This window comes from Legionella sp. W05-934-2 (assembly GCF_964199965.1).
Taxonomy (GTDB): Bacteria; Pseudomonadota; Gammaproteobacteria; order Legionellales; family Legionellaceae; genus JAFIFT01.
In genome coordinates, this window is sequence record NZ_CAXMZT010000001.1 from 216657 (window position 1) to 235828 (window position 19172).

A 19172-nucleotide genomic window follows, 5' to 3' on the forward strand; every position below is an offset into this window, starting at 1 on the left:
TAATAGTATGCGCTTTAAAGCCCATGAATTTTAATCATGTTCCCTTTGTGCTGGACAATTATTAAAATAAGCCGTCTCAAGCCATCACCTGTTTATCAGCCATTTGTATCGTGGTTTGGGTTAAGTCCAATAACTCACGAATAGCGACAAAAAACATAGTGTAATTCATTGTTTGTGCAGATTTTAGTTCGGCTAGAATATTATGCCAGCGATCAATGAGATTCTTATGCATTTCAAACCATTGATTGAATTGATCCATCAAATCCTTTTCTTCCATATCAATGCGAATAATGCCAGCTGTCAGCTGCCTTTGTTGCCAATCTAGGTCATCTCGTAATGCCTCTCTTGATAGTAATTCCCAATGATTTTCGGTTGAATGTACGATAACTTTTGTACGAATCCAGTTTAAATCGAGATATTCACCTAATGCAAAATAAACCTGTGCAACTTTCGTTACTTTTATATTCATTTGCTGAGATACTTCAATGATATCCATGGCCGAGAATAACGCCCTGGTAACAGCTAGCTCATGTGCAATAACATTTCCAACATTTAAGGATAAATAGTGATCATAGGCACTTTGGTAAAGTTCTTTTGATTTTTCAGCAAAAATTTGTGGCATGCATTTTTTAAGCTGGTTAACACCCGATTTATAACGCTCAATCGCGCTACTAATATCCAGAGTTTTACGTTGAGAGCGAAGAAACCATCGGGTAGTCCTACGACACAGACGAACATATTGGAGCATCATCTTAATTTGCGTTTCGGCTGTAATTTTAGTGCCAAGCTCATCAATTTTTCTCCATATCTCATCAATATTTAAAATTGATCGAGAAATCATATAAGCACGAACAATCGCTGAAACAGGTGCACCCGTTTCATCTTGCAACCGATACACATACGTAAAACCCATTTCATTGATAATAATATTACTCAATTGTGTGGCAATAATTTCACGTCGAAGTGGATGGTGGTTCATTTGTGTGGAGAATTTCTCTCTCAAAGGACGAGGGAAATATTGATCTAAAATTTGTTTTAAATAGGGGTCGTCCGGCACATTGCTAGATAAAATATTCGCCTTTAATAAAATCTTCGAATAACACATAAGGACCGATAGACTAGGACGCATCAATCCTTGGCCAGAAAGTTTTCGTTCATTAAGCACTTTATCGTCTGGCAAGTATTCCAATACCCTATCGATTTTACCTCGGGACTCTAAATCTTGGATGTACCTTGCATGCAAATCAATTGACTTATGAGCTTGGGCGGCAGCTAAACCTATCGCTTTTGATTTATTGTAATTATCTCTTAATACCAGTCGTGACACCTCATCTGTCATATCACTTAGCAACTCATTCCGTTGTTTTGTGGTCAGATCACCCGAATCAACGATACTATTCAACAAAATTTTGATATTCACTTCTCTGTCTGAGCAATTAACGCCGGCAGAGTTATCGATAAAATCAGTAAACACTAATCCGCCATTCAAGGAATATTCAATTCTGGCAGCTTGCGTTAATCCAAGATTCCCACCCTCACCAATCACCTTAGCACGCAACTGGTTCGCCTCAATACGAATCGCGTCATTACTTCGATCACCCACATCGGCATTTGTTTCCGTTGAAGCGCGAACAAAGGTCCCAATGCCGCCACTCCATAAAAGATCGACTTTCGCTTTTAACAAGTATTGGATTAATTCATTGGGTTCTATCACGGATTGCTTGATGCCGAAACGATTTTTCATCTCCTTGGTAACCGGGATAGATTTTGCAGAACGATTAAACACCCCACCACCTTTTGAGATCAATTTTTTATCGTAATCAGTCCAGCTAGAACGTGGCAAATGGAATAAGCGCTCTCGTTCTTTGAAACTAGCTTGGCTATCAGGATTTGGATCAATGAATATATGAACATGATTAAATGCAGCGACTAATTGGACTTGTTTTGACAAGAGCATTCCGTTTCCAAAAACATCGCCTGCCATATCACCAATGCCTACTACGCTAAAATTTTTAGTTTGAATATCAATATTCATTTCATAGAAATGGCGTTTAACTGACTCCCATGCACCTTTCGCGGTGATCCCCATCTTTTTATGGTCATAACCAACAGAGCCACCTGAGGCAAAGGCATCGCCTAACCAGAAACCATAATCCAAGGATATTTCATTAGCAATATCTGAAAAAGTGGCTGTTCCTTTGTCAGCAGCGACTACTAGGTAGGGATCATCTTCATCAAAGCAAACCACTCGAGCCGGTTTAACAATTTTTCCTTCAACCAAGTTATCGGTTAGGTCGAGAAGACCATGGATGAATAGTTGATAGCAACTGATTCCTTCTTCCATGATTTCTTCGCGAGAAGCATTAGAAGCGATGAGTTTCGGAACAAATCCTCCTTTCGCACCAGAAGGCACAATCACGGCATTTTTAACTTGCTGTGCTTTCATTAACCCTAAAATTTCAGTACGAAAATCTTCACGTCTATCAGACCAGCGCAAACCTCCTCGAGCGACCTTTCCGCCTCTTAAATGAACCCCTTCAAATCGAGGTGAGTAAACAAATATCTCATACATTGGGTAAGGTTTCGGCATACCGGCGATGGTTTTACTATTCATCTTTAAGGACAGATAGGGTGCTGGTTTTCCAGAAGCATTTATCTGATAATAATTGGTTCGCAATGTTGAGGTTATCGTTTGAACGTATTGACGAATGATTTTGTCCTCATCCAAATTACTAACATCGTCTAAATCATTGAGAATCTCACGGACTAATTGATTTGAACGATCGTCTCTATCCTTTGACAAATCTGGATTAAAGCGAACTTCAAATAATTGAACCAGTTTGCGTGCAATCGCAACATTATTATTAAGCGCATTTTCAATGTATTCTTGACTAAACGTAAATCGAATTTGTTTAAAATATTTCGCATATGCGCGCAAAATAGAGACTTGACGCCAATCTAAGCCCGCGCCTAAAACAAGCAAATTAAATCCGTCATTTTCAGCATGCCCATACCAAACGCTCAAAAAGGCATTTTGGAATAAGTCTTTGATTACATCGATATCAAAATCTCTTTTTTTGATATATTGAAGCGAAAAATCATTAATCCATGTTTTGAAACCGTCACCGTGCTTAATAAAATAGGGACGTTCGCTAATTGCACGCATGCCTAATCGTTCAAGAATTGGGAGGACATCTGAAATGGTAATGGTACTTTCGTGCTGATAGACTTTTAGGCGAAAGAAATCTTTGTCTTCATCCATTGGATGAAAGAAATTCATGCCTAATGGTTCTTGTTCAGATAATGCTTCAATATGAATGATGTCAAACACCGCCGTTCGAGGAGAAAACTGTGTGGAATAGGCAACTGGAAATGCATCCTTATATTCATTATTAAGTCGATTTGCCTTTTCCTCACCAAAGCTTTCTTTCAAATAGTCATGTAAATCATCTGACCAAGAGCGACCAACAATGATTAACTTTTTCTCAACATCTTTAAAATCATATTCTTTGAGATTAGTCGGATCGATACGGATAATAAAGTGGATACGTGCCAAAACAGATGCAGAAAAATGCGTTGAAAAGCTAATTTCCAAGGCATCAAACTCCGCTTCAAGCACCATTTCCATGGCATGTCTGAGCGCCGTATTAAAACGCTCTCTCGGTACATAGACTAAGCAAGAGATAAAACGACGATAGACATCCGTACGAGCAAACATACGGATACGTCTTCGTTCTTGCATATAAAAGATACCCATCGATATTTCAAGTAGCTCATCTTCTGTTGCTTGAATTAAATCATCCCTAGGAAGTGTTTCTAAAATATTGAGCAATACTTTACCTGAGTGTGAGCGCGGATTAAGTTGTGACTTTTCCATGATCTGCGCCACTTTGTGACGTAAAAAAGGGATATGTTTAGGATTGGTATTATACGCAGCGGAAGTATATAAGCCGATGATACGTCTCTCTCCAATCACTTTCCCAGTTTTATCAAATCGCTTGATGCCGATATAATCCGTATAAGCATCTCGATGAACTGATGCCAACGTATTCGTTTTTGACATAACGAGTATTCGAGTGGATGACAACGTTAATTCTCTTGCCTCAGGCGTCATTTCGGAAATAATTCGTGCTTTTGATTGACTTAAACTATGTCTTAAGACACCCAACCCGGTGTTTGGGATCACTTTCAGGATCATCGATTTATCTTCTTTTACTAATTCATAGTCTCGGATACCAAGAAATGTAAAATGATGATCTTCTATCCAATTCAAAAAGGCGATCGTTTCTGATAACTCACCAGCATCAAGTAAATGCGCTGTTTTTTCAAGATCAATGATGCTTTCTTGAACTTTTTCACGCATGGATACCCAATCTTCGACAACCGCTTTGTTGTCCTCTAGAACGCGCTCAAAATCTTCATGCAAATCTCGCAATACGATGGGGTCTGTTTGACTGTCAATTTCTATAAAAATCGCGGCCTCTTCGAATACCTCATCATGGGGAACATCTATTTTTTTATAGACTTTAGTCACATGGCCATGCTTATCTCTTTTGAGCATAAGGCCACCCATATGCATAATCAAATGGCAAGATAACCCCATCCGATTAATTACCATACGGATTGAATCCACTAAGAAAGGCATATCGTCAGCAATTATTTCGACAACTGTATGTGTGGTTTGCCAGCCATGACGCTCAAAGTCTGGATTATAAATGCGGATTTTGGTTTCACCTGGCTTGCGTTTCGAAAGCAGGTTCCATAAATTAATTCCAGCGCCATACAGATCATCGACGTTCCAAGCTTCTAAATCGTCAAGTGCAACAGTTTGGTAAAATTGGCTAAGAAAGGTACCACACCTTTCTGCTTTTTTAGCAGCCATTTTTTTGCTTACTTTTTCTACAATAGAATCGATTATTAAGTCTTTGCCCTGTTCAAATTTGTAGCTCATGGAACCACCTTGATGATCATCACAATTCGTATATTATATACCCGTGATCATTCAAAATGCGAGGATTTATGCGCCTTTATTTTTTGATTATGCAAAACGTTAAAAAACACGCAATGGCTCATTCCCATGTCTGTTTTTTAACGTTTTGCAGGACAAAAAGAAAAAGCAGAAAACTCGCTTTTTGAATGATCACGGGTATAATCATAAATTGCAGAATTTTGATAGAATTAGTTGCTCTAGAAAGTGGTGATGTTGATGCTAATCCATTTAAATTTTAGGTGAAAATTTATAAGGCACATATTTCAACCATATCATTCAGCGCCACCTTGTCAAAAAGTTGCAACAAATGCTTATTATTCATGCGAATACACCCTTTTGAGCCTGGCTGTCCTAACTTTGTTTGATCAGGTGTCCCATGAATGTAAATATAGCGTTGCAGAGAATCTCGATTACCGCCTAAGTTAAAGCCCTCTTCTAAACCAGACAGTTGCAATATTCGAGTTAATATCCAATCTCGATCCGGATTTTTCTGGGCTAATTCTTCTGTAAATATTTCACCAGTCCATTGTCGACCAACAAAAACACTATTGATAGGGGCGCCATCACCTATTTTACTATAGATTCTATGTTTACCACGAGGCGTACAACCACTCCCTTCTAGCTCCCCAATTCCTTTGAGACCAGAAGAAATTGGCCAAACGTAATTCTTACCTTGATCGTCCTCAAAGAGCATAATTTGATGGTTGAGATCAATTCTTATCATTCCGGCAATCCAGTTTTACTGATTACGACTGTTTTAATATTACAAAACTCTTGAATACCTTCTTCAGATAGCTCTCTCCCATAACCAGAGCGATTGATTCCACCAAAGGGTAATCTCGGATCTGAAGAAACTAATTGATTTACAAAGCAACATCCCGCATTCACCAGTGTTTTAGCAATGGTTTTTGCCCGATTGATATCCTGACTAAACACAGCAGCACCTAACCCAAACTGGCTTTGATTAGCTAACTTAATTGCTTGGTCGTCATCTTTTACGGGGATTATGCTAATGACAGGACCAAATAATTCTTCATCAAACGCTGGCATCCCTGGACTAACATTATCCAGTAACGTAGGTGGGTAAAAATAACCCTGTCGATTTGGTATTTCACCGCCAAAATGAAGCGTAGCGCCATGTGCCAATGATTCTTTCACCTGGTTGTGTAAATTAACTTGCAGCGATTTGCTTGCCAATGGACCCAAAGTCGTATCAGGAGACAAAGGATCGCCCATTTTGTACTTTTTACTTAATGACGTGATTAAATTAATCAGTTTTGAATGTTGGTGGGGTTGTACCATGACACGTTTTGCGGCAATACAGACTTGCCCTGCATTATTTAAACGAGACTTAACAATTTGCTCTGCAGCACACGCTAAATCAGCATCGGATAAAAGAATATATGGATCACTACCACCAAGCTCTAAAACAACTTTTTTAAGATGCTTACCTGCCTGTGAGGCCACTGATTGTCCAGCTTGCTCGCTGCCTGTTAACGTAACGCCTTTAACGAACTCATTCGCTATAATATATTCACATTGTGTTGTGTCAATAATCATATTCTTGAACAGATGCGGCATATAGCCAGCTTCCTCAAATAACTCCTGTATTAAGTTGCCAGCGCCTGTGGATAAGGATGCATGCTTTAATAAACAGGCGTTGCCTGCTGTTAGAGTGGGTATAGCAAACCTTAACACCTGCCAAAAAGGGAAGTTCCAAGGCATGATGGCAAAAATAATACCCAAAGGCTGATAGGTTACAAATGATTGTAAATAATCGGCGTCAATGACTTTATCTGCTAAATATTGTTGGGCATTTTCAGCATAATGTTGACAAAGCCACATGCATTTTTCAACTTCCAATATCGCATCTGAAATTGGTTTACCCATTTCGCTGCTAATTATTGTTGCACAACGTTGTTTGTGCTTTTCTAAACATTGTTTTAATTCAATGAGCGATTTGCAGCGTGAATCGATGGATTCTTGTTTCCAATTGACGAAGGATTGATGGGTTAATTGAATTTCTTTGTCGATTTCTTTAGTTGTTAGATGTCGATATTCGTGTAGATCTTTTTCAGTATAAGGGTTGTGTGTTTTATGGCTTGTCATTGCCAATCCTTGATTGATATAAAAAATGAATTTTTAAACAACTGTATCATTACACTGAGTTTAGTACAAATCAATGCAAGCTTTAGATAAATTACCTACTAAAGTTGCTTGGCAATTAACTAAATGCTCGGGTACAGTTTGATCGACTTATATTCACCGCGGAAGAATATGGACCATCATAAATAACGATATTTTAATTCCTAAACATAAAAAGGTTGCGAAAATTAATCAAACATTGCTACTATTTCATTAATTTGGGTATACTTTTAAAAATAATAATGCAAACAGCAAAAAAACCTTTTCCTTTACATGAACGGATAGCTGCATGGACCGTCCATTTATTTACCGCACTTGCAGCTGTCGCAGGTTTTTTTACCTTAGTCAGTATTTATAATCATGATTATATGCAAGCTCTTTGGTTAATGGCGATAGCCGTATTTATTGATGCGATTGATGGTACATTTGCCCGAATGGTCCGAATTAAATCGGTACTCCCAAGCATTGATGGGGCACTACTGGATAACATGGTTGATTATTTAAATTATGTTATAACGCCTATGTTTTTCATCTATATAAAGCCAGACATGTTACCCCAACAATATTCGCTTATCATTGTTGCAATTGTCATTTTGACTTCCGCCTATCAATTTTGTCAGTCTGACGCAAAGACTCCGGATCATTTTTTCAAAGGATTCCCGTGTTATTGGAATATCGCATTATTCTATATGTTCATCTTTGAGACGTCCGCTGGTTTCAACGCCTGGGTTCTATTTATACTATCAATCTTGATTTTTGTGCCCATCAAATATGTCTACCCATCACGTCTCCAATATTTAACTGATTCAAAGGGTCTGAAGTTGTTAATGCATGCCTATTCTGCCCTTTTTGGATTGAGCTTAGCAATTTTACTTTGGCAATATCCAAATACATCTATCTTTTGGCTTTCAGTTTCATTATCATATGCAGTTGTTTATCTTTACTTAAGTATTTATCGTACTTATTATCCTATGATTAAATCTAAAATAAAGGCAAAAAAGAATCATGCGCAAAATCAACATATTGTTGAGTAGTCGAGCAACCATTTTGCAACTATTTTGTTCTCTTGTTTTACTTATAATATTGGGTGTTTCATTTTCAGCCACCCTACCCAAGGGATGTGAGCATATTGGTTATGAATTAAATGACCCTTTTCTCGTGTTAAATCAGGCAGGCAATCAAACTTTTTATCTTATTGAAAATACCACCAACGACAAGATAGAGTTACAAAAGCATGAAACAGAAGACGTCTTCATGAGTCCCCCTTTGATAGCAATCATTGAAAAAGGCAAATGGGCTGCTTTCGCATCGGATGTAAGAAATCTTCACTTTCAATGCTTTGTCCATGAGAAATTTGATATTATTCGTGTCAATTGTAAAGATGTCGTACAAGTTTGCCAATATCCAAGAGTTAAATTTGCTTTAAGTAACATGGGAAATTATTGGGTGTCTGTGAATCAAACACAAAATGCTGCTATCAAAGAAGCAATTAGTAAAGGAATATTACTACGGTGGTAATCACAGAAAATAAAAATTTGGTGGATCGTCTTTTTATTTTTATTGGTATATTGGGCGCTCTGACGACATTTAGTGGCTTGTTTACTATTTATTCTCATCCTTTCTACATTGTAGGGTCATTTCTATTATTTTTAACCGCATTATATTTTAGATTATTTTTTTTTGTTGCTTTAGAAATAATATTCATCTCAGGGCATACTGCCGCCCTACTGGGCATTGGCATGATTTTACAAGTAGCCCTACCAGTTTTGCTTAGCTTTCAACTGTTGTTTTATTATTTATTTTCCGGAGAAACGAGTGATTTTTCCATCATTATTGGAATTTTGGGTATTGCTCTGTTTTCTGTTGGCTTTTCGATTGCCTCCCAGTGGGTGTTTATGCTGGGTAGTTTATCGATATCCACTTACGCGTATTTTAATCTCGAGAAATCTAATAAAATATCACTCATCTGGTTGATATTGAATTTGATGTTTGCGTTAACAGCATTCATACACATTATTGTGTTCTAGGTAATCGTTTAATGTTTTAAAACGTCTTATATTAAGAAATAGGACTGATACTTTAATCATCTAGGAATATTTTTTTATCATTTAATCGGAGTCTTGGTAATGAGTAAAACACCTTCAAACATGTTGCAACTCGGTACAGAAGCCCCTTTATTTTCATTAGACAATGTTGTCACCAACACTACCTATACGCTTAAACCTTCAGCAAATCGTAAAGGGCTTGTGGTAATGTTTATCTGCAATCATTGTCCCTATGTAAAACATGTGAATAGTGAGCTCGTACGATTGGCTAACCACTATCAGCCTAAAGGAATTGAATGTGTCGCCATTAATTCGAATGATGTTGAAAAATACCCACAAGATAGCCCGGATAATATGGTCCTAACCGCTAAAGAGCAGCAGTACCCATTTCCGTATTTATTTGATAATACACAAGAAGTTGCGAAAGCTTATAAAGCCGCATGCACCCCGGATTTTTATCTATTTGATAGTAACTTATCACTGGTATACCGTGGGCAACTGGATGATTCTCGCCCTGGTAATGACATACCTGTCACAGGGGAGTTCTTACGCCAAGCTTGTGACCAACTGCTTGCCGGCCAACCAATAACCGTTACCCAAAAACCAAGTCTGGGGTGTAATATTAAATGGAAAAGTTAACTCACTATAAATTAAATTTTTTAGTGCCATTTGATCATGCAGAGACAGTGAAAGAAGCTATCTTTCAAACGGGGGCAGGCCAACTAGGCGAATATCAACGATGCGCTTGGCAGTGCCCTGGCCAAGGGCAGTTTATGCCAAGCTCTAAGGCAAATCCAGCATTGGGTCAAAAGCAACTATTAAATAAGGTTGATGAGTATCGTGTGGAGATATTATGTACCGAGAAAACGATTAAAAAGGCCATTATTGCCCTAAAGCAGTCCCATCCTTATGAAGAACCAGCCTTTGAAGTCATAAAGCTAGAAGAATTTGAGGCCGTATAGTTTATTATCGCTAATCGAATAGGTAACTTTTTATTATTTGTATCTATACACCTGCACAATTAAATTTCGAGGGAGAGACAGATTTGAGTGCAGGTTAGACGAAAAATGAAATCAAGAAGCGCAGCATAAATCAGTATGTGAGCATTTTTTATTTCAGTTTTCGCTCAAGATGCGCCAAATATGGCATTTCGGTGAGCAGATCTGAATAGTTTACCTATTTTGTCATTGCTGTACGATAGGCATTAAGATTCATTAATAGCTCGGCTTCGGCATTGGAAAGATGACAACTGTTCATAATTTCTTCTTTCGTCCCACCCATGGATAAAATCTTAAGTGCGTGCTGATAACCGCCATCATTGTTACGAATATTACCGTTGGCTTGTATCTGCTTGTCTAGACTTAATATTTGTTGATGAATTTCTTTAAGTTGTTGATTAAACCTCAGATCTGCATTAAGTAGCGTTTGTTTTTCTAGCGCAAATTGGCGCAGCGATTCTTGATTTGCTTCCAAACGTTTATTTAAATGCTTAATTTGTTGGGTTTGACGCCAGGCGATCATCCCAAAAACCATTGTTAACACTGCGACGATACTCGCAACCATCCAAATCATTAAAATTCTCCTTTTGGTATTTTGGTGATAAAACTTTCCAATAATATATTTGATTTTGAAAATTCAGACCGCATTTCAGGATTTAATAAACGAGGCACGGTCTTATCTTTTGCTATGATAATGTTCACCCTCCGATTTTTTGCTCGCCCCGCTTCCGTTCGATTAGTTGCGATAGGGTATTGCGCAGCATAGCCAGTGACGGTTACTCTTTCAGCAGAAACACCATTTTGTGTTAGTATTCTTGCTACGGCCGATGCTCTGGAAGATGATAGCTCCCAGTTTGATGGAAATTGTGTGGTATAAATTGGTTTATTATCGGTATAACCTTCTAACGCAACAGGGTATGGTAATTTATCAATGAGCTTTGCAACTTGAATTAATTTTTTTTCGGCATCAGGCACTAACTGAGCGCTACCACTGTCAAATAGTGAAGCTGCTTTAATATCAAGCTCAACCCAACCTTCATGTCGACTTATCTTAAACTCCTCACCTTTTAGTTGCTGCAAAGCCATTTCTAAACGATTAAAATCATCCTCATTGATTTTCGTTTCAACGGCAACTTCGCTTCTTTCACGGATTATATTTGATGGCCGCTTGCGATCATGTTTATTAAAGGCACTAGACATGCCCTCTGCCAGGGAACGGTACTTAGATATATTCACCGATGATATTGCATACATGACGACAAAAAAGGCAAATAACAAGGTAATAAAATCAGCATATGAAATAACCCATCGGTGAGAATCTTCATGTCCTTTGTCATGGCCCCTCTTTCGTTTAGCCATGATGCTGCCCATAATTGACTAAACGATAATCAAGCATATTAGGGCTTTCACCACTTGCCATACTAACAATCCCTTCCACTAACATCTCGTTATGATGCGTTTGTTCGGCAATAACAAGCTTAATTTTATTAGCGATGGGTAAAAATAAAAGGTTAGCAAAGCCAACCCCATATATCGTCGCCACGAATGCAACGGCAATACCTGCACCAAGCTCACTGGGTTCAGTGAGATTCCCCATTACTTGTATTAATCCTAGGACAGCACCTATAATCCCAATCGTTGGACTATACCCACCCATGGCTTCAAAAAAGCCTGCTGCTTTATGATTGAAATCTTCCACCCTTGCCACTTCTGTTTCTAATACATCTCGTATGGTGTTTTTATCCACACCAATGACAAGTAACTCCAACCCTTGTTTTAAGATTGGGTTTTCTTCAGTGTCAATATATTCTTCCAGCGTCAAAAGACCATACTGCCTTGATTTTTTGGCTAAATCAACCAATCTTTGTCTATCGGTTTGATAAGCAAATTTGGGTGGAAATATTGTCCACCAGAATAATCGCAATGCCTTTTTAAATATAACAATGGGCGTTTGAACAAATACAGCACCAATTGTGCCACCCAATACAATTAATAATGCAGGTCCATTCAATAGGGAGTATATGGAACCCCCTTCGAGAATTTGGCCAACTAAGATAGCCGCAAAACCAAGTATTAAACCAATTAAGGTTAATCCATCCATAATTATCCTTCTAATCGAGCCCTAATTCGCAAGGTCGCTTGCGACAAAATCTGTGAAACACGGGACTCGCTCACATTAATTACCTTACCAATTTCTTTTAAATTTAATTCTTGTTCATAGTATAACGACAAAACAAGTTTTTCTTTTTCGGGCAATCCATCAATGATTTCAAGTAATTTTTCGTTAAAATCATTTTTTAAGACAGTCGTTAATGGTTGCTCACTATCGATGTCTTGTCCAACGTAATCTTGATCAATGCCTAGATCATCAAAGTGCAAGACTTGAATACAAGTACTCTCTTTGAGAAGGTGTGCATATTCATTAGACGTTAAATTTAATTCTTCTGCAATTTCGGTGTCAGAAGCATCACGACCCAGACGTTGCTCTACTTGCTTGACCGCATGGGATACCTTTCGAGCATTACGATATACTGATCGAGGCACCCAGTCATTTTTTCTTATCTCGTCTAATATATGACCACGAATTCGGATATTGGCATATGTCTCAAACGATGCACCTTTCGTCGCATCATATTGCTTAGCGGCTTCTAATAGCCCGACCAATCCTGTTTGTATCATATCATCCAGGGAAATTGTATCGGGTAATTTTGCTCGCATATGATATACAATGCGTTTAACCATGGGTGCATGTTGAATGACCAGATCATGGGTGCATGGTTGATTTGCTTGTTTGTAGGCAGTCAACGCGTCCATTCATGCTCCTGTTAACCAAATCCTTGTTTAACGTTATCATTGTAGGTTACACAGCGCCCACCGATGTATTTTCAAACGATGGCTCTACAGGCAATACAACAAGCCATCCATCTCTTAACCTAAAGCGCACAGCATTTTTCATTAAGATATACTTACAATTTTAGCAGAAGATTTATCCTTCTGAGATTAGCCTCTCAATAAAAAAAGAAGTAGAGCCAGCTAATGATTCTGCAAATGACCAACTCGTAACATTATCACTTAATTTACATAAAGCTTTTGAGGCTGGAGAGTCGGGATATGAAAGCAGAATAGGTTGTTGTTTCTTGACGGCATCATGGATATGTTCATCAAAGGGTATCGCGCCAAGATAATCAATATTGACATCTAAAAATTGATCGGCAACCCGATATAATTTATTGAATAAAATCTGCCCATCTTTTTCCTTACGAACCATGTTAGCCAATATATGGAAATTTTGCCATTCATAACGCTTACGCATAACTTTAATTAAAGCGTAGGCATCTGTTAAAGACGTTGGTTCGTCGCAAACCACGACAATAAGCTCCTGGGCAGAACGTGTAAAACTTAACACCGTATCCGAAATACCTGCTGCCGTATCGATAATCATATAATCCAAGTCATCCGTGATTTCATTGAAGGCATCAATAATGCCTGCATGCTCCATCGGGCTCAATTGGGTCATATATTCTGTTCCAGACGAAGCAGGCACAACTTGAATGCCTTCTGGCCCCTTTAGAATAATATCATTAAGGACACATTTCCCTTCCATAACATGGGATAAATTATTGCGCGCATGTAATCCTAACATGATATCGATATTGGCAAGACCAAGATCCGCATCAAGCAATAAAACTTTATTACCCTTTTTAGCAAGTGCAACGGCTAAATTGACGGAAACATTGCTTTTTCCAACGCCCCCTTTTCCAGCAGTGATAGCAATGACCTTAACCGGTTTGTTACGGGAAATATTCCTTAACCCAGAAGCTTGGTCCTTAACATCTGTATTCGAATTAGACATAAAATCCCCTTTATGCATCCTGCACTGTGGTGCTTTCATTTAATGAATCACGAAATAAGTGAATTTCTTGTTCAGCTAACTGCTCAATTAATTGATATCGAGTTGCCAGCTTAATATCCTCAGGAACCCGTTGACCATGTGTTAAATAACTGACAGGCATTCCCGTTTCTATCAAAGCGGATAATATCCCACCGATTGCTTTACATTCATCTAATTTGGTAATGACGCACTGATCAATGTTTTGCGTTTGATATTTTCGAATTGCGTCAATAATGACTTGATAATGGCTAGTAGCGGGAAGTGTTATGACGGTCGCAATGGAATGATGATGAATATTCAACGCATCCATTTGCACATGCATCCGTTCATCCGAGGGATTCATGCCCGCGGTGTCTATGAGAATTAATTTTTTACCAGAAAGTTGTTTTATAACCCTTGTCAATGCGGTTTGGTCTTCGGCTTTGTACACATCGACGCCAAATATTTTACCATAAACAACCAATTGTTCTTGCGCAGCGATGCGATAAGTATCCATGGAAATTAGTCCTAAATTCTCAGCACCATAACGCAACACAAATCGCGCAGCTATTTTCGCTAACGTGGTTGTTTTTCCAACACCTGTTGGGCCAACAAAGGCATAAATACCGCCCTCTTCTATGCGGTGACCATCTTTAATCGTGATACATTTACTAATGGTATTTAATAGTTGTTGCCAGGCCTGGGCCTGAGTAACATGTGTTGGTATCGTCTCAATTAATTTAGCGGCCGATTCAAAACTCATCCCTAAATATGTCATGCGTTGCATAAGAACGGTCCGAAGGGGGTCGTTATTGGCACCGCCACGTAACTGAGCCTCTAACATACTTCTCAAAGTGACGATTTCTTCTCTCATATCATCTAATGAAGTAGCAGGCTTGGCACTCGAGGATTGCCGCGCTTCAGGCTCTGGTGCTGCACTTGCCACGGCAGCTTGTTGGGTGATCACTGACTCATCAAAATCAATGGCAGCGACAACCTCCACACCATTTGCCACGGTATTACTCGATAATATCACTGCATCCGGTCCAAACGTTTGTTTTATTTGTTGCATAGCCGTCCTGGTATCAGGCGCGGTAAACCGTTTCAGTTTCATAAGCTACCCCAGTTAGCCAATTGTACCTATAATGCGTACTTGTTTATTATCAGGTATCTCCTGATAGGATAAGACATGTATGTTGGGTGCGACGCTTAACACAAACTTCGATAAGAAAGAGCGTAATCCCGGTTGCACCACCAGTACCGTCGGTTCCCCTTTTGCCAGTTGTTGATTGGCAAAATTAGAAACCGATTGCTGGATACGGTCTGCAAGGCCTGGCTCAAAGCCTGCAGACTGACCCGTTGTACCTTGTAATGAGTTATGCAATATTTGTTCCAATTCTGGTTTTAACGTTAAAATTGGCATTTCATCTTCAAACCCACAAATTCTTTGTGTTATCAACGGTGATAACGCAATTCTTACTTGGCTAATTAAATAATCGCTTTCTTTATTATGATGACCGGCCTCTGCTAACGTTTCAAAAATCGTTCGTAAATCATTGATAGGTATCTTTTCGTTGAGCAACCCTTGTAATACTTTATTGACAGCCCCTAAGGATAAATTATCAGGCACAAGCTCTTTAATTAATTTTGGCGAATAGTTCGAAACTTTATCGAGTAATTGCTGTGTTTCCTCATAACCGATTAACTTGGCTGCGTTATCTTTCAATATTTGACTGATATGGGTTGCGATGACAGTTGAGGCATCAACGACCGTATACCCATAAGCACTTGCGTCTTCTTTCTGAGATTCATCAATCCAAACAGCTTCAAGACCAAATGACGGATCTTTTGTTTCTATACCATTCAATTCGCCAAAAGTCTGTCCAGGATTTATGGCGAGCCATTTTTCCGGAAATACTTGCACCTCAGCCATCACAACGCCGGCAAGCGAGATACGATAATGGGAGGGCTGTAAATCCAAATTATCCCGTATATGAACAGTTGGAACTAGAAAACCAAGCTCTTGGGATAGCTTTTTTCTCACCCCTTTAATTCTTGCCAGTAAAGGACCATTTTGCGATTGGTCGACAAGTGGAATCAACCGATAGCCTACTTCTAAACCAATCGTATCGACTTGGCTGACATCTTCCCAAGAAAGATCTTTTGATTTCATTGTTTCTTTGGTGGGTTTTTCAACATCTTCTCCCTCCGCACTTTGTTTAGTTCGCAGTTGCTCATTTTGGTACATATACCAAGAAATAACACCGATTCCGATGGCAAGCGTCAAAAAGGCAACGTGTGGCATACCGGGAATCATACCAATCGCACCTAAAATTGCCGCAGCAATCATCAATGACCGTGATCGACCAAATACTTGGTGGATAACAGCCTGCCCCATATTTTGTGCCCCGGACACTCGTGTTACCATAATCGCAGCGGCAGTCGATAATATTAAGGAAGGCACTTGCGCCACTAATCCGTCACCGATCGTCAATAAAATGTAGTTATGACTTGCTTCGGCAAAGGATAAATTATGTTGGACAACGCCAATAATTAACCCACCAACGATATTGATGACTAAAATGATAATCCCCGCAATCGCATCGCCGCGAACAAACTTGCTAGCACCATCCATCGACCCGTAAAAATCGGCTTCCCTAGAGACTTCTTCTCGGCGAGATAGTGCTTGCTCTTGGTTTATAATTCCAGCGTTTAGATCCGCATCAATTGCCATTTGCTTTCCAGGGAGGGAATCCAAAGTAAAGCGTGCACTGACTTCCGACACCCGACCGGCACCTTTGGTGACGACCACAAAATTGATGACCATTAAAATCAAAAATACAACCAAACCAACCGTGTAGTTTCCGCCAATGACGACCTCACCAAATGATTTAATGACTTGACCAGCCGCGTCAGTACCAGTATGACCGTTCAGCAAAACAACCCGTGTTGAAGCCACATTCAGGGCCAGTCTTAACAAGGTTGCTAATAATATCACCGTTGGAAAAACAGCAAATTCAAGCGGTCGTTCACTATAGACAACTGCCAACAAGACAATCATTGAGAAAGCAATGTTGAATGTAAAAAATATATCGAGTAAGAATGGGGGCAGAGGCAAGATCATCATACTAAGCATGATCACCAGCATAATTGGCGTTCCTAGTCCATGTTGAACCCACTGACGAAGGGTATTAATAGCCGCATCCATTAGTCAGCCTCCTTGGCATCTTGTTTGAGATGATCGGGTATGGGTAGGTCCTTTAATCTATCAGGAATTTCATCTTCCGTCACCTCTTTACCCACTTGTAAAATATATGCAAGAACCTGTGCCACAGCCATATATAGCCCATGCGGAATCTCTTCATCGATATCCGTTGAAAAATAGATAGCTCTTGCTAAGTTTGGAATTCTTAGAAGGGGGACTTCATGTTCTTTGGCAATTTTTCCAATTTGTAAGGCCATCATGTCTTTACCTTTAGCCACGATGTAAGGGGCTCTATCCCCCTCTTGATCATATCGAATCGCAATCGCATAATGGGTTGGGTTTGTGAGTACCACCGTCGCTTTCGGTACTTCGCTCATCATTCTTCGTTGGGCAATGGCTTGTTGAGTACGGCGTATTTGCGCTTTAACCTCTGGCTTTCCTTCTGTTTCCTTAAACTCATCCTTCATTTCTTGTTTGGTCATTTTTAATTGCTTTTGATGTTCATATATCTGAAACGGAACATCAATGGCTGCAATAATAATGATGCTGCTAGCTATCATAATGAACGATTGAAGGACAGTGATTAGGCCTTTTGAAATAGCTGATTCAATTGACATACCCGCTAGAGCCATAAACTCAGCCAATTGATAGTTTAAAACCAAAATTGCAACTGTCGCGATAATTACAAATTTTGCCAATGCTTTGGCTAATTCCATGAAACCTTTGAGTGAGATCATTCGCTTAAATCCTTTAATAGGATTCATGCGAGAAGCTTGTGGCTTAAGTGATTCCGTACTAAAAACCCAGCCACCCATCATAATAGGTGCGATGAGTGATAATATGAAAATGACAATCAATATCGGTAAAACTGCAATTAACCCAGTTTTTACAACGGAGGATAATAAGTTAATCGTATGATAGGGGGTTTTAATGTCATCAGGGACAAATGAAAAGGCTTGTCTCATCATACTTTCTAACTGACTGCCAAGATAGTCAGAGCTGACCCAAAAGCCGATACCAGCAAATGTCAGGATAATTAAAGCATTGAAATCTTTTGAACGAGCCACCTGCCCTTTCTCTCGCGCCTCTTTTAGGCGCTTGGGAGAGGGCTGTTCGGTTTTTTCTTGTGATAGATCTTCTTCAGCCATTATTGAAACATCCCATAGATTGTGTTCATCCCTATTTCTAACGACTGCTCAATTTGTTGGCTCAACCCCGGCAATCCAAACCGAATAATAATAATTCCCATTAATAGCGTGATAGGAAAGCCGATGGAAAAAATATTTAATTGTGGTGCTACTTTGGTCATTATTCCAAACGTTAAGCTAACAATTAACATCGATAATATCGCTGGCAAGGCTACTAATACTCCTTGTTTAAACATCCAGCCAGACATTTTTATCAATGCTAATATCGAATCAAAATGCCAAACGTTGTGACCTAAAGGTAATTGCTGAAAGCTATCCATTAAAGCACCAATTACGGCAATATGCCCGTTTAATGCCAGAAATATTAACGATACAATAAATAAGTATAATTGCCCCAACAAAGGAACACTGGCACGACTCGTGGGATCGATCATCGTTGCAAAGCCTAATCCAGCCTGTAGCGCAACAATTTGACCCGCCAAAATAAAGACTTGAAAGACAATCTGTAATGCAAATCCCATCGCAACACCCAACAACAATTCTTGGATAGCAATTAAAATATACGTCCCATTGAAATTTAAAAAGCTCATCGATGGCGAAATCAAGGGCGCACAAACAAATGCGATCGTTAATGCAAATATTGCTCGAACTCTTCCTGGTACCATGGAAGATGAAATTAACGGTATCGACAAAAATAGGCCGCTTATTCGAGCCAGAGGCCATATTAATTGGCTATAGTATTGAATGAATAAAGGGTAGTCGATTGTCAT

17 protein-coding genes are annotated in these 19172 nt (G+C 39.2%); 5 read left to right on the plus strand and 12 right to left on the minus strand.

All coding sequences use genetic code 11. From position 1 onward, the window contains the following. Nucleotides 1–76 precede the first annotated feature (76 nt). The 3 genes from AB3348_RS01010 to AB3348_RS01020 form a co-directional block, all read right to left on the minus strand. Nucleotides 77–4951 (minus strand): NAD-glutamate dehydrogenase, encoded by a 4875-nt coding sequence (locus AB3348_RS01010; RefSeq protein ID WP_367605677.1) that lies wholly within the window; start codon nucleotides 4949–4951, stop codon nucleotides 77–79. A gap of 286 nt (nucleotides 4952–5237) precedes the next feature. Further along, nucleotides 5238–5723 (minus strand): L,D-transpeptidase family protein, encoded by a 486-nt coding sequence (locus tag AB3348_RS01015; RefSeq protein WP_367605870.1) that lies wholly within the window; start codon nucleotides 5721–5723, stop codon nucleotides 5238–5240. After that, nucleotides 5711–7099, minus strand: a complete 1389-nt coding sequence (locus AB3348_RS01020; protein WP_367605678.1) for an NAD-dependent succinate-semialdehyde dehydrogenase — start codon at nucleotides 7097–7099, stop codon at nucleotides 5711–5713. Before AB3348_RS01020 ends, AB3348_RS01015 begins: the two co-directional genes overlap by 13 nt. Before the next feature lie 278 nt (nucleotides 7100–7377). Between AB3348_RS01020 and AB3348_RS01025 the strand changes: the two genes are divergently transcribed. The 5 genes from AB3348_RS01025 (at nucleotide 7378) to AB3348_RS01045 (ending at nucleotide 10142) form a co-directional block, all read left to right on the plus strand. Then, nucleotides 7378–8169, plus strand: coding sequence for a phosphatidylcholine/phosphatidylserine synthase (locus AB3348_RS01025; protein ID WP_367605679.1), 792 nt, complete (start codon nucleotides 7378–7380; stop codon nucleotides 8167–8169). Further along, nucleotides 8141–8653 (plus strand): enhanced entry protein EnhB, encoded by a 513-nt coding sequence (locus AB3348_RS01030; RefSeq protein WP_367605680.1) that lies wholly within the window; start codon nucleotides 8141–8143, stop codon nucleotides 8651–8653. The genes AB3348_RS01025 and AB3348_RS01030 overlap by 29 nt, the downstream gene beginning before the upstream one ends. After that, nucleotides 8647–9162 (plus strand): hypothetical protein, encoded by a 516-nt coding sequence (locus AB3348_RS01035; protein WP_367605681.1) that lies wholly within the window; start codon nucleotides 8647–8649, stop codon nucleotides 9160–9162. The genes AB3348_RS01030 and AB3348_RS01035 overlap by 7 nt, the downstream gene beginning before the upstream one ends. 99 nt (nucleotides 9163–9261) lie before the next feature. Next, entirely contained in the window at nucleotides 9262–9819 is a 558-nt protein-coding gene (locus AB3348_RS01040) for a thioredoxin family protein (RefSeq protein WP_367605682.1), read from the plus strand. After that, nucleotides 9807–10142 carry an NGG1p interacting factor NIF3 gene (locus tag AB3348_RS01045; RefSeq protein ID WP_367605683.1) on the plus strand — a complete coding sequence of 112 codons (336 nt, stop codon included), beginning with the start codon at nucleotides 9807–9809 and terminating at the stop codon, nucleotides 10140–10142. The genes AB3348_RS01040 and AB3348_RS01045 overlap by 13 nt, the downstream gene beginning before the upstream one ends. 214 nt (nucleotides 10143–10356) lie before the next feature. Here AB3348_RS01045 and AB3348_RS01050 read toward each other — a convergent pair whose 3' ends face one another. The 9 genes from AB3348_RS01050 to fliR all read right to left on the minus strand — a co-directional run bounded on the left by AB3348_RS01050 (nucleotide 10357) and on the right by fliR (nucleotide 19172). Beyond that, a complete protein-coding gene (locus AB3348_RS01050; protein ID WP_367605684.1) occupies nucleotides 10357–10752 on the minus strand; it encodes a DUF2802 domain-containing protein in 396 nt (131 codons plus the stop codon). Continuing rightward, nucleotides 10752–11537 carry an OmpA family protein gene (locus AB3348_RS01055; RefSeq protein WP_367605685.1) on the minus strand — a complete coding sequence of 262 codons (786 nt, stop codon included), beginning with the start codon at nucleotides 11535–11537 and terminating at the stop codon, nucleotides 10752–10754. Before AB3348_RS01055 ends, AB3348_RS01050 begins: the two co-directional genes overlap by 1 nt. After that, nucleotides 11530–12279, minus strand: coding sequence for a flagellar motor protein (locus tag AB3348_RS01060; RefSeq protein ID WP_367605686.1), 750 nt, complete (start codon nucleotides 12277–12279; stop codon nucleotides 11530–11532). Before AB3348_RS01060 ends, AB3348_RS01055 begins: the two co-directional genes overlap by 8 nt. A 2-nt stretch (nucleotides 12280–12281) precedes the next feature. Further along, complete coding sequence (locus AB3348_RS01065) at nucleotides 12282–12992, minus strand: RNA polymerase sigma factor FliA (protein WP_367605687.1); 711 nt, start codon at nucleotides 12990–12992, stop codon at nucleotides 12282–12284. A 172-nt stretch (nucleotides 12993–13164) separates the two neighbouring features. After that, on the minus strand, nucleotides 13165–14031 hold the full coding sequence (locus AB3348_RS01070) for a MinD/ParA family protein (RefSeq protein WP_367605688.1): 867 nt from the start codon (nucleotides 14029–14031) through the stop codon (nucleotides 13165–13167). A gap of 10 nt (nucleotides 14032–14041) precedes the next feature. Then, nucleotides 14042–15163, minus strand: coding sequence for a flagellar biosynthesis protein FlhF (gene flhF / locus AB3348_RS01075; protein ID WP_367605689.1), 1122 nt, complete (start codon nucleotides 15161–15163; stop codon nucleotides 14042–14044). Between the two features lie 12 nt (nucleotides 15164–15175). Continuing rightward, the gene (gene flhA, locus AB3348_RS01080; RefSeq protein ID WP_367605690.1) at nucleotides 15176–17257 is read right to left on the minus strand and encodes a flagellar biosynthesis protein FlhA; all 2082 of its coding nucleotides are present in this window, start codon (nucleotides 17255–17257) and stop codon (nucleotides 15176–15178) included. Beyond that, nucleotides 17257–18402, minus strand: coding sequence for a flagellar biosynthesis protein FlhB (flhB, locus tag AB3348_RS01085; protein WP_367605691.1), 1146 nt, complete (start codon nucleotides 18400–18402; stop codon nucleotides 17257–17259). The genes flhA and flhB overlap by 1 nt, the downstream gene beginning before the upstream one ends. After that, complete coding sequence (gene fliR / locus AB3348_RS01090; protein WP_367605692.1) at nucleotides 18402–19172, minus strand: flagellar biosynthetic protein FliR; 771 nt, start codon at nucleotides 19170–19172, stop codon at nucleotides 18402–18404. The genes flhB and fliR overlap by 1 nt, the downstream gene beginning before the upstream one ends.

Coding starts and splice junctions, on each gene's coding strand:
- AB3348_RS01010 (WP_367605677.1), bottom strand. CDS start 4,951: ATGAGCTACAAATTTGAACAGGGCAAAGACTTAATAATCGATTCTATT.
- AB3348_RS01020 (WP_367605678.1), bottom strand. CDS start 7,099: ATGACAAGCCATAAAACACACAACCCTTATACTGAAAAAGATCTACAC.
- AB3348_RS01025 (WP_367605679.1), top strand. CDS start 7,378: ATGCAAACAGCAAAAAAACCTTTTCCTTTACATGAACGGATAGCTGCA.
- AB3348_RS01030 (WP_367605680.1), top strand. CDS start 8,141: ATGCGCAAAATCAACATATTGTTGAGTAGTCGAGCAACCATTTTGCAA.
- AB3348_RS01040 (WP_367605682.1), top strand. CDS start 9,262: ATGAGTAAAACACCTTCAAACATGTTGCAACTCGGTACAGAAGCCCCT.
- AB3348_RS01045 (WP_367605683.1), top strand. CDS start 9,807: ATGGAAAAGTTAACTCACTATAAATTAAATTTTTTAGTGCCATTTGAT.
- AB3348_RS01050 (WP_367605684.1), bottom strand. CDS start 10,752: ATGATTTGGATGGTTGCGAGTATCGTCGCAGTGTTAACAATGGTTTTT.
- AB3348_RS01055 (WP_367605685.1), bottom strand. CDS start 11,537: ATGGCTAAACGAAAGAGGGGCCATGACAAAGGACATGAAGATTCTCAC.
- AB3348_RS01060 (WP_367605686.1), bottom strand. CDS start 12,279: ATGGATGGATTAACCTTAATTGGTTTAATACTTGGTTTTGCGGCTATC.
- AB3348_RS01065 (WP_367605687.1), bottom strand. CDS start 12,992: ATGGACGCGTTGACTGCCTACAAACAAGCAAATCAACCATGCACCCAT.
- AB3348_RS01070 (WP_367605688.1), bottom strand. CDS start 14,031: ATGTCTAATTCGAATACAGATGTTAAGGACCAAGCTTCTGGGTTAAGG.
- flhF (WP_367605689.1), bottom strand. CDS start 15,163: ATGAAACTGAAACGGTTTACCGCGCCTGATACCAGGACGGCTATGCAA.
- flhA (WP_367605690.1), bottom strand. CDS start 17,257: ATGGATGCGGCTATTAATACCCTTCGTCAGTGGGTTCAACATGGACTA.
- flhB (WP_367605691.1), bottom strand. CDS start 18,402: ATGGCTGAAGAAGATCTATCACAAGAAAAAACCGAACAGCCCTCTCCC.
- fliR (WP_367605692.1), bottom strand. CDS start 19,172: ATGACAATCGACTACCCTTTATTCATTCAATACTATAGCCAATTAATA.